At 73.7% G+C, this 14172-nt stretch carries 11 protein-coding genes and 1 pseudogene; 10 read left to right on the forward strand and 2 right to left on the reverse strand.

Going from position 1 to position 14172, the window contains the following annotated elements; translation table 11 throughout:
- Positions 1 to 335: 335 nt before the first annotated feature.
- From FH609_RS19860 to FH609_RS19885, 6 genes are all read left to right on the forward strand, one after another.
- A complete protein-coding gene (locus tag FH609_RS19860) occupies positions 336 to 1811 on the forward strand; it encodes a sulfatase (RefSeq protein WP_139675024.1) in 1476 nt (491 codons plus the stop codon).
- A gap of 332 nt (positions 1812 to 2143) precedes the next feature.
- Positions 2144 to 3373, forward strand: coding sequence for a hypothetical protein (locus FH609_RS19865; RefSeq protein WP_139675019.1), 1230 nt, complete (start codon positions 2144 to 2146; stop codon positions 3371 to 3373).
- A 136-nt stretch (positions 3374 to 3509) separates the two neighbouring features.
- A complete protein-coding gene (locus tag FH609_RS19870; protein ID WP_139675016.1) occupies positions 3510 to 4019 on the forward strand; it encodes a SigE family RNA polymerase sigma factor in 510 nt (169 codons plus the stop codon).
- A 20-nt stretch (positions 4020 to 4039) separates the two neighbouring features.
- On the forward strand, positions 4040 to 5389 hold the full coding sequence (locus FH609_RS19875) for a hypothetical protein (protein ID WP_139675013.1): 1350 nt from the start codon (positions 4040 to 4042) through the stop codon (positions 5387 to 5389).
- A 188-nt stretch (positions 5390 to 5577) separates the two neighbouring features.
- On the forward strand, positions 5578 to 6201 hold the full coding sequence (locus FH609_RS19880) for a hypothetical protein (protein ID WP_139675010.1): 624 nt from the start codon (positions 5578 to 5580) through the stop codon (positions 6199 to 6201).
- Complete coding sequence (locus FH609_RS19885; protein ID WP_139675007.1) at positions 6195 to 7301, forward strand: hypothetical protein; 1107 nt, start codon at positions 6195 to 6197, stop codon at positions 7299 to 7301. The genes FH609_RS19880 and FH609_RS19885 overlap by 7 nt, the downstream gene beginning before the upstream one ends.
- Before the next feature lie 113 nt (positions 7302 to 7414).
- Here FH609_RS19885 and FH609_RS19890 read toward each other — a convergent pair whose 3' ends face one another.
- Entirely contained in the window at positions 7415 to 8011 is a 597-nt protein-coding gene (locus FH609_RS19890; protein ID WP_139675004.1) for a DinB family protein, read from the reverse strand.
- A 127-nt stretch (positions 8012 to 8138) separates the two neighbouring features.
- Here FH609_RS19890 and FH609_RS19895 point away from each other — a divergent pair, with 127 nt between their 5' ends.
- Positions 8139 to 9131, forward strand: coding sequence for a helix-turn-helix transcriptional regulator (locus FH609_RS19895; protein ID WP_139675001.1), 993 nt, complete (start codon positions 8139 to 8141; stop codon positions 9129 to 9131).
- Positions 9132 to 9980: 849 nt separating this feature from the next.
- Here the strand turns inward: FH609_RS19895 and FH609_RS19900 are convergent.
- Positions 9981 to 10691: a glycoside hydrolase family 11 protein gene (locus FH609_RS19900; RefSeq protein WP_139675071.1), complete on the reverse strand. Its 711-nt coding sequence runs from the start codon at positions 10689 to 10691 to the stop codon at positions 9981 to 9983.
- 496 nt (positions 10692 to 11187) lie between these two features.
- On the opposite strand from FH609_RS19900, the gene FH609_RS19905 reads away from it, so the two are divergent.
- The 3 genes and pseudogenes from FH609_RS19905 to FH609_RS19915 form a co-directional block, all read left to right on the forward strand.
- Positions 11188 to 12165 carry an MBL fold metallo-hydrolase gene (locus tag FH609_RS19905; RefSeq protein ID WP_139674998.1) on the forward strand — a complete coding sequence of 326 codons (978 nt, stop codon included), beginning with the start codon at positions 11188 to 11190 and terminating at the stop codon, positions 12163 to 12165.
- Between the two features lie 50 nt (positions 12166 to 12215).
- Complete coding sequence (locus FH609_RS19910) at positions 12216 to 13697, forward strand: ATP-binding protein (protein WP_193318113.1); 1482 nt, start codon at positions 12216 to 12218, stop codon at positions 13695 to 13697.
- Positions 13694 to 14110 (forward strand): annotated as a pseudogene (locus tag FH609_RS19915) (roadblock/LC7 domain-containing protein); the annotation flags it as partial. The gene FH609_RS19910 and the pseudogene FH609_RS19915, both read left to right, overlap by 4 nt.
- Positions 14111 to 14172: the final 62 nt, after the last annotated feature.

Raw genomic sequence — 14172 nt, forward strand, 5'->3', positions numbered from 1 at the left:
AGGGTGCGCCCGCGTCGCTTCGGGCGATCGATCTCGCCCGAACGGCAAGCGCGCTCTGTAGCGACGGCCGGCCGGCCAGGTAACGGCGGCGCCCGCGCCCGTTCCGCGCGCCGGGCTCCGCACCCGGCCGCCCTGACGGCGCGTCAACGCGCCGTCCCCCGCTTCCCTCTCGCTCCGCCGCCGGTGGCCCCCTCGCGCGCCGCGCACGCACCTTCGCACGCCCTCGCCGCGCCGCGAACGCCGCCCGAGGCACGCCGCGAACGCCGCCCGAGGCGCGCCCCGTTCCCTCGTTCCCCCTCGTCCGCTCCTTGTCCCGCACACAAAGGACCCCGCACATGAGCCAGCAGGCAACTCCCCAGCCCCGCCCGGGCGTCGATGACCGCGCCGCCGCCGGCGACCTCGCCCCCGGCGATGACCCCGCCCGCGGCGGCCTCAGCCGGCGCGGGTTCATCGCCGGCACCGCCGCTGCCGCCTCGTTGGGGGCGCTCGCCGGGGCGGCGAACGCCCCCAACGCCGTCGCACGCGCCCGCGACGCGCGCCCCAATGTGCTGCTGATCGTCACCGACGACCAGCCCAAGCGCACCGAGTGGGCCATCCCCAGGACCGTGGACTGGCTGGCCGGCCGGGGCGTGCGCTACACCAACGGCCATGTGACCACCCCGCTGTGCAGCCCCTCGCGCTCCTCGGTCCTCTCCGGCCGCTACGCGCACCATCACGGCGTGCGCAACAACCAGGCCTCCTACCAGCTCGACCAGTCCACCACCATCCAGCGCCACCTCGCCGAGGCCGGCTACCGCACCGGGCTGTTCGGCAAGTTCCTCAACGCCTGGCAACTGGCCGACAACCCGCCGCACTTCGAGGAGTTCGCGCTGCTCAGCCCGGGCTATGTGGACGCCAGGTGGAACGTCAACGGCGCCGTCCAGCAGCTCCCCGGCTACACCACGACGATCATCAGGGAGGAAACGCTCCGCTTCATAGAGCGCTCGACAAGCGACGACCGCCCCTGGTTCGCCTATGTCACCCCCTACGCGCCGCACGGTCCCAACACCCCGGAGCCCGACTACGCCGAGGTGCCGGTCCCGGCCTGGAACGGGCGCCCCTCGGTGCCGGAGGAGGACCGGAGCGACAAGCCGCCGTACATCCAGAACGCCACCGGAACCCTGGCGGACGGCCGCCGGATTCGGCGCAACCAGCTGCGCACCCTGCTCTCGGTGGACGACACCGTGGAGGCGTTCCGCCAGAAGCTGGCAGAACTCGGTCAGTTGGAGAACACCCTGGTCATCTACATCGCTGACAACGGCTTCAGCTGGGGCGACCACGGCTGGACCAAGAAGTCCGTGCCCTACCGGCAGGCCCACGAGGTGCCGTTCTACGCCTCCTGGCCGGCGGGCGGGCTGGGCGGAGGCCGGCGGGACGACCGGATCGTGGCCAACATCGATATCGCTCCGACCGTTCTCGATGCGGCGGGGGTCGTTCCCGACCATGAACAGGATGGGATCTCGCTGCTTTCCGACCGTTCTCGCGACCATCTGCTGGTCGAGTGGTGGAAGCAGGGGGACGGTGCCGCCGGCCCGCGCACCTGGGCCTCCTATGTCGCCAAGGACCGGCAGTACACCGAGTACTACGCGCTGACCACCAACGCGGACGGCGAGGTCTCCGGCGGCGGCGAGGTGACCTTCCGTGAGTACTACGACCTGGTCAACGACCAGCACCAGCTGACCAACGCGCTCCACCAGGCCGACGAGGAGGACGAGGCGAACCTCGGCATCGCGGAACTCGCGGCTCAACTCGCCGCAGACCGCGCCGGATAGGGCGAACGAACGGGCGACGGGTCGGCGCCGCGCGGAGGGAGCGAAGGGAAGCGCCCGCGCGGCGCTGTTGTCGGCGCCGGCGCCGACAACAGCGCCGACACCGGTGGCCACCCCGGCGCGGGGCCGGCGCCGGCGCCCCGGGCGCCGGCCGCCGTCGTCGCCGAGGCCGCCGGGGCCGCCAGCGCCACCGCGAAAAAAACTTTGGGAATGTCTGCGACATGCGCCGTGGGTCAGCGCGTCTTTATGGGTGACGGGGCGAGAAACGCGGGGGACGAGCTCGCCGGAGGGCCGGAAGGCCCGAGCCGATGAGAGCCACGAGGGAGACGTAGCGCATGAGCAAGCACAGCCAGGAGACGGTCGAGCGGCCGTCGTCCAAGCGCCGGTTGGCGTTGATGGCCGCCGTGGCCACGGCGGCGATGGCCACCATGGTCGCCGCCTCGCCGAGCCACGCGGAGACGGTGAGGCTTGCGGAGCGGCCGTCGTCCGAGGGGGAGCGGGCGGCGTCCGAGGGGGAGGTCCCGCAGACGGGCGAGGAGTTGGTCGCCACGCTGACGGAGCTGCTCCCGCAGGAGCTGGAGATCACGGAGTCCGAGGGCTTCGGGCTGGACGAGGGGCCCGACGTCAGCGCCTCCCTGGTCGCCGAGGACGGCACGGGCGGCACCACGTTCGACCTGAGTGCCTACCGCTTCGCGACGGACGACTGGCGGGAGGTCGCCGGTTGCCAGGGCTTCGGGGAGCTGGAGCCGGGCGACAACGGCTTCACCTGTGAGGACACGGAGTTGCCCGACGGCTCCATCCTCTCCTATGTCACCTGGGAGTTCGCGGAGGAGGACATCGAGGAGCCCTATCACCAGCGGGACTGGGAGATCTGGGTGGAGGGCCCGGGCGGGGAGAGCCTGGAGGAGCCCGGCGGGCGCACGCTGGTCCTCACCGAGTCCAAGGAGCTGTCCGGACTGGAGGACCCGGACTCCTACACGCCGCCGGTTGACTTCGAGCAGCTGGCCGAGGCCGCCCAGGCCCCGGTCTGGCAGCAGGTGTTCGACGCGGCCGACGAGCAGTGGGGTCCGCCGGAGGACTGGGAGGACCCGTCCACCGACATCCCGGCGGCCGAGCTGCGCTCCACCTTCCGTGCCCTGGCCCCCGAGGGCCTGGAGATCATCGACGGCACCGACGACGACCCGGGCCGGGCGACGCTGACCGTGGACGACGGCAACGGCCCCGGGCTGGTCGACATCACGACCGCCGGGCCGGTCGAGGGCCCCGAGGAGCCGTCGGCCGTCACTCGCCTGGCGCCGGTTGACGCGGCGGACGAGCCGCAGTGCGAGGACAAGGAGTTGGCGGACGGCCGACTGCTCAGCTTCTGCGACTGGGCGGCCAGCGAGGATGACCCGGTCGCGCTGAGCTGGGCCGTGGTGACCTACCCCGACGGCAGCGCGCTCGACATCACCTCGTGGAACAGCGAGGACTGGGAGTCGGAGCCCAACCGGGTCGACACCCCGCTGGGCGCGGTGGAGTTGGCCGAGATCGTGATCGCCGACGAGTGGCAGGCGCTCTTCAGCTGATCGGCCCAGCTCGGCCGGTGGCCGGGAAGCCGACACGGGCGGCGCTGGCAGGCGGCGCCGCCCGTGTCACCATCCCAGTGGCCCGGGGCGACCATGGACGTCCCCGGGCCGACAGAGCAACAGCCAGGGGGACGTGATGGGGCGGCGGGACGAGGAGTCTTTTCGCCAGTTCGCCGAGAGCCGCAGCCCGGCGCTCTACCGGTCTGCGTGCCTGATGACCGGCGGGGACATCCATCTCGCCGAGGATCTTGTGCAGGAGACCCTCGGCCGGATGTTCACGGTGTGGAACCGCAGGCGCTGCATCGAGAACCCGGACGCCTACGCGCGCAAGGCGCTGGTCCGGGTCTGCCTGACGCACCACAGACGACGCAGCAGCCATGAGCAGCCGGCTCCCCGGCTGCCCGATCAGCCGGTCGAGATAGGGGACACCTCGCTTCGGGTCACTCTGCTCCAGGCTCTCGCCACCCTTTCACCCAAGGACCGCGCCGTGTTGGTCCTGCGGTACTGGCAGGACCTGAGTGTCGAACAGACGGCGGAGGCCATGCGCACCAGCTCCAGCGCCGTCCGCTCCCGCTCCAGCCGCGCGCTGGCCAAGCTCAGAGACGAGCTGGGCCAGACCAGCTTCTCCGAACTGACCGCCGTCTGACAGGCGGAAGGGGACTCGCCATGACCAACGAACCAGGCACCGACCGACCGACCCCCGCCGAGCCGACGTCCGCCGAACGGGCTTCCGCCGAGCTGTCCTCCGCCGAGCTGTCCTCCGCCGAGACGACCCCGTTCGAGCGGGAGTTGGCCGCCAGGCTGCGCGAGGCCGGCAGCCGCTTCGAGCCCCCCGTCCCCGGGGTTCTCGCGGAGCACGGCCTGCGGCGCGGCCGGGCCCGGCTGTGGCGCCGGCGGGCCGCCACCGTCACCGGCGCCCTGGCCGTCGCCGGGATCGCGGTGTTCGCCGCCCAACTCCCCGGCGGCACCGGCCGCGCGGACGACCGGGGCGGCGACGGGACGCCGGCAGCCGCCGCCGTTCCCGAGACCGAGGCGGAGCTGATCGCCGCCTTCACCGAGTTGCTTCCCGAGGATGTCTCGGTCTCCCAGGCGCAGGCGGTCGGCGTCGACCGCTCGGGAGACCCCGGCGTTTCCGCCAGGGTCAGCACGGGGGACGTCACCTTCGTCCTCAGCGTGACGCTCGCCCGTTGGCAGACGGACGACGGGTCGTTCGCCGCGGGCTGCGTGGAGGCGCACTCCGCGGCGGGAATGCGCTGCGAGGAGGCCCAGTTGGCGGACGGCGCGGTGCGGACCCTCCTGGAGACCGAGCAGACCAGCGAGGAGGACGGTCTGGGAAAGGCGGGCGTCTACCCCTCCTGGACCGTGTGGGTGGAGTCCCCCACCCGTTGGGGCCGGGAGGAGGGGATGCGGCAGCTGTCCGTGACCCTCACGGCCGAGGACCCAGGGGCGTACCCGGAGAGCGCGGTTCCGCCGCTCAACGAGGCCGAGTTGATAGGGATCAGCGAGGCTCCCGTCTGGGAGGGGCTCTTCGACCGGGCGGACGCGCTCCATGGCGCCCCGGAGGAGTTCGACGACACCACCGGAAGCGGCCCCGACGAGATCACCGTGGACGTTCCGCCCGCCGATCTCCAGGCCCTCTTCCGCGAGTTGGCCCCCGAGGGGCTGGACGTCACCGACGTCCCGTCGAGCGAGCCGGGCAGCGCCTCCCTGGCCGTCGGCAACGGCACGGACGTGGCCGATGTCGACATCAACACCTACCCCCCGGGCAGCTTCGGCGACGACGGTGACCTCGGGCAGGCCCCGGCCTGCGTATCCGAGTTCCTGGAGGACTCCACCAGGGTGGACATCTGCCCGGCCGGCGCATCGGAGCGCGGGATCTACGCCGACGTCTACTACCCCGACGGCGCGTCGATCGACATCTATGTCGTCCCCAGGGCCGGCTCCATGCTGCCCCTCAGCAAGGAAGCGCTGCGCGCCATCGCCAGTGCCCCGGAATGGCCGGCCATGCTCCGGTGACGATCACCACGAGGCCGGGCCCGGCCCGCCGGGGGGCGAAAGGCACCGGAACTCGCCCCGTTCCCAACCGGTTTCAACCCTCCCCGGGGAGACGGTCGCTTCGTAAGCTGAAAGGGGAACCTGACCTCAGCCACCCCGGAGCCGCTGTGAACAGCCGCACACGACCGCGACGCGCTCTTGTCGCCGGCATGGCGACGGCCGCCCTGCTGCTCACCGCCTGCGGTGGGGACGACGGCGTCGAGGAGGAGATCCCCGGAGTCGACGCGGCCGGCGAATCCCCGGCTGACGGGCCGGACGGCGAGGACGAGACGCCCCCACCCCAGGACGACGGCATCGAGCGGCCGGAGATCGAGCTGCCCGACGAGGTGACCAACGTCTTCGAGGAGGTCGCCACCGACGACCCCGTGGAGTTGGCCGTGCTGGCCGACCACGAGCGCCGGGTCAACTCCCTCGACGAGGCCATCGTCACCGGCGACCTGGAGCGCCCCGCGCTCGGCTTCTACTCCTCCGGCGAGGCGTTGACCTCCGCCGTCGAATGGGTCGAGTCCCTCATCGAGAACGACGAGAGCTTCACCGGCACCACCCGCTACTACGACCGGGAGGTGACCGTCGACGAGGAGGCGGGCCGCGCCACCGTCCGCTACTGCATCGACGCCAGCGAGTCGTTGACCACCGTCCGCAGCACCGGCGAGGTCGATCCCGACTCCGGCGTGACCGTGCGGGTCCACTACCTGACCCAGTTGGACCGGAACGAGGCCGGAGTATGGCAGACCACCGAGGCAGTGGCCGACCCGGAGACGAACAGATGTTGAGCCAGCAGCCCACACCGGATCACAAACCCACCGCTCCCCGAAGCCCGGGGCGGCCCCGACCCGCCGCCGCGCTCCTCCTCACCCTCGGCGCGCTGCTCGCCGCCCAACTCGCCCACGCGCCAGGGGCGTCGGCCGACGAGGAGAACCGGGGCCGCTTCAACGGGAACACCGAGGACACCTCGGGCCAGGGCGGCGGCGGCGACCGTGGCCTGAGCGCCCACGCCGGCATCACCATCACCACCCGCGGCGGCAACGGAGGCGGCGGCGGGCCGATCAGCAGCGTCGACACCTCCTGGACGCCGCCGCCCTGCTACTACGCCCCCACCTACACGCCCACCGAGTTCAAGCAGAGCTTCGAGGACTACCTGAACAACACCCCGCTGCACTCCGGCAAGGGCGAGGCCGCGCGGATGCACGAGGAGGCGTACGGCGAGGACAGCGAGTACAACGACCACAACCTCGACCGCGAGGGCGAGGGCATGTGGTGGTCCAGCGTGATCAACACGGCGTCCAACGACCACGAGGGCCAACTCGCCTGCGACGAACCCACGTTCTGGGTCGACTTCGGCGACGCCCCGCCCGACATCCCCGGCGTTCCCACGCCCGAGCTGCTGGCCGAGTTGGCCTATGCCAACACCCGGGTGCCGGACACCGCGATCGAGACCAACCCGGAGGCCGAGCACACGGTCAACCTGCCCACCTGGATCTGGCTCGACGCGGCGGACTACCAGCCGGTCGAGGTCACCGCCCAGGTCGAGGGCTATGACATCTGGGCCACCACCCGCGCCGAGCCCAGCGCCCTTACCATCCGCCCCGGCACGGAGGACGCCACGCTCCACCCCTCCTCCGGCACCTGCCCGACCACCGACGACGGCGCCATCGGCACGCCCTTCCCCGGCGGGGCCCCCGAGCAGGCGCCGCCCTGCGGGGTCACCTACCTCCGCGCCACCCACGCCACCGGCCCCTACCAGCTCTCCGCCGGCCTGACCTGGAGCATCGACTGGCAGGGCTCGGGCGGCACCGGCGGCGACCTGCCCGACGGGACCTACACCACCGACCAGGATGTCGAGGTCCAGGAGATCCAGACCATCGTCCGCTGACCGCGCGGCCGGGATCGACACCGGCGCGCGGCCCGGTGCTCGACTCCGGCGCTCGACTCCGGCGCGCGGCGGAGGCCCGGGCGCCGGGGGTCGGGGGTCGGCCGGGGCGGCGGTCAGGCCATGCTCCGCGCGCCGTCCAGGGACTCGCGGATGATGTCGGCGTGGCCGGCGTGCTGGGAGGTCTCGCCGATGATGTGCAGCAGGACCCGGCGGGCCGACCAGCGCTTGCCCTCCTCGAACCAGGGCGCCGCCGGCAGCGCGTGCGAGACGTCCAGATCCGCCAGGGTGGCGACCAACTCGTCGGTGCGCCGCGCCACTTCGGCGTACTCCGCCAGCACCCCCGCCAGGGTCTCCTCGGGCAGCAGCCGGAACTCGTCCTCCCGCTGGGCGAGATCCTCCTCGGTCATGGCGGAGAAGTCGCCCAGCGCCGAGGGGCCCGCCACGATGAACTCGGCCCAGTTCCGCTCGGTCGCGCTCACATGCTTGATGAGGCCGCCCAGGGTCAGCTCGCTCGCGGTCGTTCGCTGCCTGGCCTGATCGTCGCCGAGGCCCCGGGCGGCGAACCGGAGGAAGTGCCGCTGGTTGGCCAACGCCTCCAGCAGGTCGGCCCGTTCCCCGCCGGGCACGCGCCCCGCGCCCGCGCCCGTCGGCTCCGAGTCGTTCAACGTCGGGGTGGTCTGGTCCGGGAGGGTCTGCTGCGAGGTGGTCATGGTTGGTCCGCCTTCCACGGTCGGGCGCCGGGGCTTTTCGTTTCCGCCGATCTGTGATCAGACTAGAAGTCCTAGCGGTCACTTTCCGTCCGCAATTCTCGGAGCCTCAGGAAACGACGCGAGAAATATGGCCAACACCAGCACCCGCACCCTGCGCCTGCTCTCCCTCCTCCAGAACCACCGCCACTGGTCGGGTGCCGAACTGGCCGAGCGGCTGGGGGTCTCCGCCCGCACGCTGCGCCGGGACGTCGACCGGCTGCGGGAGTTGGGCTACCCGGTCGAGGCGCGGCGGGGCGTCGAGGGCGGCTACCAACTGGCCGCCGGCGCCGCGTTGCCGCCGCTGGTGATCGACGACGACGAGGCCGTCGCCCTGGCCGTCGGCCTGCACCTCGCCGCCCAGGGCGCGGTGGATGGCATCGCCGAGTCCTCGGTGCGGGCGCTGGCCAAGGTGGCGCGGGTGATGCCGGCCAGGCTGCGGCGCAGGGTGGAGGCGCTGCGCGCGGTGACCGAGGCCGTCGAGTGGGGCGGCGCCGGCCCGGCGCCCGTCGATCCGGCCGCGCTGACGGTGGTGGCGTTGGCCTGCCGGGACAACGAACGGCTCACCTTCGGCTACACCACCGGCGACGAGCGCAGGTCCCAACGGCGGGTCGAGCCACACCGGTTGGTCTGCGTGGGACGGCGCTGGTACCTGGTCGCCCACGACCTGGACCGGCAGGACTGGCGGGTCTTCCGGCTCGACCGGCTGACCCGACCCACCGTCGACGGCGGCCGGTTCCGGCCCCGGGAGCTGCCGGCGCAGGACGCGGCGGCGTTTGTGCGGGCCCGGCTCCGAGAGCCGTCCGCGCCGCACGAGGTGGAGGCCGTCGTCGAGGCGCCGGCCGCGACCGTGCGCCGACGCGTCGGCCGCTGGAGCACGGTGGAGGAGATCGGCCCGGAACGCTCCCGGGTGCGGATGAGCGTCGACTCCCTGGAGTGGCCGATGATGATGCTCGGCGCCCTGGAGGCCGAGTTCCGGGTCGTCCACCCGCCCGAACTCCACGCCGCCGTCGCCGCCTTGGCGGCCCGCTTCACCCGCGCCACGGCCACCAGCGAGACGACGTCGGCGCCCGGGGCGCCCTGACCCGGACCGCCGCCCGGCCGGCACCCCGGCCCCACCGGCCAGCCCGGCCCCGCCGCGGACACGGCCCCGCCGGCCAGCCCGGCCCCGCCGGCCAGCCCGGCCCCGCCGGCCAGCCCGGCTCCGCCGGGGACACGGCCCCGCCCCGCCGGCAACCCCACGCCGCCGGGGGCACGGTCCCGCGCCGCAGGCAACGCTGCCCCGCCGGGGGCATGGCTCCGTCGGCAACTCGGCGCCGCCGGCACCCCGGCCCTGCCGGGGACACGGCTCCGCTGGCGCCCCTGGCTCCGCCGGCAATCCGGTCCCGCTGGCAGCCCGGCCCCGCCGGGGCTCCGCGCCGGGGATACGACCCCGCGCCGCAGGCAACCTCGCGCCGCCGGGGGCACGGCACCCCGGCCCGGCCGGCACCCCGGCCCCGCCGGCCAGCCCGGCTCCGCCGGGCAACCCCGCGCCGCGGACACGACCCCGCCTCGCCGGCCAGCTCGGCCCCGCCGGGGCCCTCGCCCCGCCCCGCGCCGCCGGCAACCTCGCGCCGCCGGCACCCCGGCCCTGCCGGCAACGCCGCCCCGCCCCGCAGGCAACCTCGCCCCGCGCCGCAGGCAACCTCGCCCCGCGCCGCAGGCAACCTCGCGCCGCCGGCACCCCCGCCCCACCCCGCCGGCATCCCCACCCCGCCGGCGACCCCACCCCGCCCCCAGAACCGGCCGGCCGCCCCGCAGGGGGAAGTGGCGCGGCGACCGAGGTCGCCGCGCCACCCGCACACACCCCCGGGGTTCCCCCCGAGGCCCTGGCCGGGCCGAACGCCCGCCGTCCGTGCGGCGGTTCGGCCCGTCGTGAAGCGAGGCGCGCGCCTCAGCTCACGGTGATGTTGGAGTTGCCGCTGCTCTGGTAGCCCTCGGTCGCCATGATCATGTAGTAGCGGAAGTCACCGAGGTTCATGCCAGCGCGGGACCAGGCGTCGAAGTGGGCGCCGGTGTTGATCGAGCCGCCGACCCGCTTCGACTGCCGCGTCGACCAGTACTGCGGGAAGGTCTGGGTGCCCTCGACCGACGGGGCGTTGTAGCGCATCGTGTGGTAGATGTCGTACGTTCCGCCGTCGGCGCTGACCGTGCCCCGGTGTTCTCCGGTGGGCCGGTAGGTGCCCCAGCTGTCGACGATGTAGTACTCGACGAGCGGGTTGGACGTCCAGCCGTAGAGGCACAGGTAGCCGTTGCCGGACGGGTTGAAGGAGCCGGAGTAGTTCACCGTGCGGCGGCTGCCGTTGGCCCAGCCCTTGCCGCAGACGAAGTTGCCGGTGTTGCTCCACTGGGTGCTGTACTGCCCGCCGTTCCCCATGGTCATGGAGACGGTGCCGTTCGAGTCGGTCCAGAACGAGAAGTAGTAGCCGTTGTGGGTGCCCTCCTGGTTGTCCGTGATGGTCTGCGCCTGCGCGGTGCCGGGCAGCGTCAGCACCGAGGCGGAGGCCAGCGCCAGGGCGCCGGCGCCGCCGATGAGGGTCCGGCGGCTGATCCTGGGGGTGGGGGCCTCGTCCGGGTCCCCGTTCCCGTCCCTGCGGTTGCTCATGTCCCTGCTCGTGTCCATGCCGTTCTCCCTGTGTGAAGGCTGGCGGTGGCCAGGCGGCGCGAGGCGACCCCGGCCGCTTCCCGCGCGGGGCGGGTCGCGGCCGACCGCGCGTTGGCGTCCCGGGGCAACGCGGCGGGGCTTGGCCGGTCGTCGTGCGGCCCGCGACCGGAGAGGCCGGGCGCACGGTGAAGTGGCCCGGATCGACGGGGTGTTGGCCGACCAACGACCCGCTGTCGATGGCATGACAATGCTCTGGAGCTGTCGGGCTGTCAACAGTTACCGCAAGGTTCCCGGAAGAAATGCCCGAGCGGATGGGAGTGCCCCCATGGCGGTGATCGCTGGTCAGTGGCTCAACGGCGAGGCGCCACCGCAGGGTTGCCGAACGCGCCCCGCCTCCTGCGCCGAGACTTCGCCGCCAACTCGCCGAAAACTTCCGGAAACCTTCCGGATCATGAACGGGTTCCGCTGTCAGCGGGTGACGGCATAATCACGAACCATGACGACCAGGGACTGGACCGTGTCCGAGATAAGCAAGGACCTCCACGCGTGGCTGCCTCCCCGGCGCGGCTGGGGGCTGGCGAACTGTGGCCTGCTGGTCTCGCCCCGTACCGCGCTGTGGATCGACACCCCCTACGACCCGGTGCTCGCCGGCGAGTTCCTCGACCGCAGCCGGGCGCTGCTGCCCGAGGGGGTGGCCATCGACCGGGTGGTCGTCACCCATGGCAACGGCGACCACTACTGGGGTGCCGGGGTCGTCCCCGAGGCGGAGATCATCGTCACCCGGGGCGCGCGCGACCAGATGTGCTTCGAGCCGCCGCCCCAGCAGCTCCACGCGCTGGTGGTCGGCAGCGACCCGAAGACCCCGCTGGGCGCGTATCTGCGGCGCCACTTCGGGGTGTTCGACTGGGCGACCACCGAGCCGGTCCAGCCGCACACCTACTTCACCGGCGAGCTGGAGCTGTCCGTCGGCGACTATCCGGTGCGGCTGTTCTCCCTGGACTCGGCGCACACCTCGGGCGACCTCATCGTCCATCTGCCGGCGCAGCGCGTGGTGTTCACCGGGGACGTGGTCTTCGCGTCCACGCCGGAGCGGCCCGGGGACCATCCGGTGCACTGGGCCGGCCCGTTGAGCGGGGTCATCGCCGCCTGTGAGCGGGTGTTGGCCACCGAGGCCGAGGTGTTCGTGCCCGGTCACGGCCCGGTGCTGGACCGGGCCGGGGTCCGCGCGCACATCACGTATCTGGAGCGGGTGCGGGAGCGCGCCCACGCGCTGCACGCCTCGGGGGTGCCGGCCGCCGAGGCCGCGCGCCGGGTGATCGCGGAAGGAATCGCTCCGGAACTGGAGTTGCCTGAGCGGCTGGTGGTGACCATCGGCACCGAGTACCGTCACCTCGACGGCACCCAGCGGCCCGGCATCCTCGAAGTGATGACCGAAGTCGCCCTGCTGGCCCATGAGTTGAGGTCCGGCGGCTGAGCTGGTCGAGCTGGGCGCCGGCCGGAACTGACCGGTGAGACGGAGGACTCATGACGGGGGCGGTGCTCGCGGCGCTGACGGTCGCGCTGGCGGTGTTCGTTGGCGCGCTGTGGCTGCGCGCCCGTGACCTGCGGCGGCTGCGCGCCGCCGAGGCCGACGTCGGGACGGCCCGGGCCCGCGCCCAGGACGCCGAGGCCCGCGCGGCGGCGGCCGAGGCCCGCGCGCTGGCCGCCGAGTCCCGGGAGGCGGGCACCGTCCGCCGCCTCGACGCGGTCACCGAGGAGTTGCGGCGGCTGGCCAGGGAACGCGTGCCGGCCGCCGCGCTCGCGTTGAGCCACCCGCACGCGCCGGTGCCGCCCGCGCCCTCGGCCGCCGACATCGGCCCGGAGGCGGTGGGCGCGTTGAACGAGGCGCTGGACGCCGCGCTGGCCGCCGTCACCGAGGAGCGGGAGCGGGTGGACGCGGCGGCCAGGGCCGCGATGCGCGGCGCGACCGCCAAGGTGCAGTCGCTGCTCTACCAGATCCAGAGCCTCCTCCACGAACTCCAGCACGAGATGGACGACCCCCGGCTGCTGGAGCTGGACTTCCGCAACGAGCTGGCGTTGCGCCGCATCCAGGCGACGGCCGTGCTCTGCGAGGCGTGGCCGGGGCTGGCGCGCACCGACTCCCCGCTGGCGGAGATCGTGCGCGGGGCTCAGTCCCGCGTCCCGGGCTACCAGCGGGTCAAGGTCGCCAACCACCTGCGCGAGCAGCGCCTCGGCGTGGTCGCGCGGGCCGCCGAGCCGCTGGCCATCGCGCTGGCCGAGCTGTTGGCCAACGCCACGGCCTACTCGCACCCGGAGACCGAGGTGCCGGTCACGTTGCAACACGGCGGCGGCCGTGGGGTGTTCCTGGTGATCGACGACGCCGGTATCGGCATGGAGGAGGACGCCCTGGCGCGCGCCCGCCGGCTGCTGGCCGGGCCCGAAGGGCTACTGCTCACCGAGTTGGGGAACCCGCCGCAGGCCGGCTTCGCCGTCGTGGGCCGGCTGGCCCGGCAGTACGGCTTCACCTGCCATGTGGAGCCCTCGCCCTACGGCGGCCTCCGCGTGATGCTGCGGGTGCCGGCCGAGATCCTGACCGTGGTCGAGGACGAGCACGACCTGTCGGTGCTGGCGCCCGAGCCCGTGTCGCCGCTGCGCCCCACGCGCCCCGAGGGCGCCGCCGAACGCGACCCGCGCGCCCCGGCGGCCCAACCCGCCCCCGCCGCACGGGAGTCGGGACCCGAGCGGCCCGTCGAGGACGATCCCGACCCCGACACGGCGCCCCTCCCGACCCGCCGCCGCCGCGCGCCCCGCGCCCCCGCCGCCACCCCGGCGGCGGGTCGGGAGGGGCCCGGCGCGGCACCGCCACCCGCACGCACCCCCGAGGAGGCCGACGCCCGCTGGAGCGCGCTCCAACAGGGCACCAGGTCCGGCCGCAGCGCCGCCGGTGACCCGGCGACGCCCGGCGCGGCCGACGGCCCTGACCACGAAGGAGATGACGGCTCGTGAAGACTTCCGAAGCGCGAGCGGCGGACGGGCTCGCCTGGGTCCTGACGCCGCTGTTGGAACTCCCCGGCGTGCGTCACGCCGTGATCGCCACCGGCGACGGCCTGGTCGAGGGCGCGTCGCCGGGGCTGAGCCGGGCGTCGGCGGAGCGGGTCGCCGCGATGACGGCGACGCTGCACGCGGCAGCCCGGGCGTTCACCACCGCGTTCACCGAGCGGGAGTCGCCCCGGCTCCAGCAGACCGTGGTGGAGTCGGAGGAGGGGTACGCCATCGTGGTGCCCGCCGGGCAGAACACCTCCCTGGCCCTGTTCGCCGAGTCCGACGCCCAACTGGGCAACGTCGCCTACCAGATGCAGGTGCAGGTCGCCGCCCTGGCCCGGGCGATGGCGGCGCCCGCCCGCCAGTCGGACGCCGCAGGGGCCGAGCCCGACGCCGCCGGGGCCGAACCGGACGCGGCGGGGGCCCAGTCGGACGCGGC

Source organism: Streptomyces sp. 3MP-14, from assembly GCF_006334905.2.
GTDB classification, from domain to species: domain Bacteria; phylum Actinomycetota; class Actinomycetes; order Streptomycetales; family Streptomycetaceae; genus Streptomyces; species Streptomyces triticirhizae.

What these genes read in the sequence shown, in the direction of transcription:
- FH609_RS19860 (WP_139675024.1), top strand. Translation starts at nt 336, where the DNA reads ATGAGCCAGCAGGCAACTCCCCAGCCCCGCCCGGGCGTCGATGACCGC.
- FH609_RS19865 (WP_139675019.1), top strand. Translation starts at nt 2,144, where the DNA reads ATGAGCAAGCACAGCCAGGAGACGGTCGAGCGGCCGTCGTCCAAGCGC.
- FH609_RS19870 (WP_139675016.1), top strand. Translation starts at nt 3,510, where the DNA reads ATGGGGCGGCGGGACGAGGAGTCTTTTCGCCAGTTCGCCGAGAGCCGC.
- FH609_RS19875 (WP_139675013.1), top strand. Translation starts at nt 4,040, where the DNA reads ATGACCAACGAACCAGGCACCGACCGACCGACCCCCGCCGAGCCGACG.
- FH609_RS19880 (WP_139675010.1), top strand. Translation starts at nt 5,578, where the DNA reads ATGGCGACGGCCGCCCTGCTGCTCACCGCCTGCGGTGGGGACGACGGC.
- FH609_RS19885 (WP_139675007.1), top strand. Translation starts at nt 6,195, where the DNA reads ATGTTGAGCCAGCAGCCCACACCGGATCACAAACCCACCGCTCCCCGA.
- FH609_RS19890 (WP_139675004.1), bottom strand. Translation starts at nt 8,011, where the DNA reads ATGACCACCTCGCAGCAGACCCTCCCGGACCAGACCACCCCGACGTTG.
- FH609_RS19895 (WP_139675001.1), top strand. Translation starts at nt 8,139, where the DNA reads ATGGCCAACACCAGCACCCGCACCCTGCGCCTGCTCTCCCTCCTCCAG.
- FH609_RS19900 (WP_139675071.1), bottom strand. Translation starts at nt 10,691, where the DNA reads ATGAGCAACCGCAGGGACGGGAACGGGGACCCGGACGAGGCCCCCACC.
- FH609_RS19905 (WP_139674998.1), top strand. Translation starts at nt 11,188, where the DNA reads ATGACGACCAGGGACTGGACCGTGTCCGAGATAAGCAAGGACCTCCAC.
- FH609_RS19910 (WP_193318113.1), top strand. Translation starts at nt 12,216, where the DNA reads ATGACGGGGGCGGTGCTCGCGGCGCTGACGGTCGCGCTGGCGGTGTTC.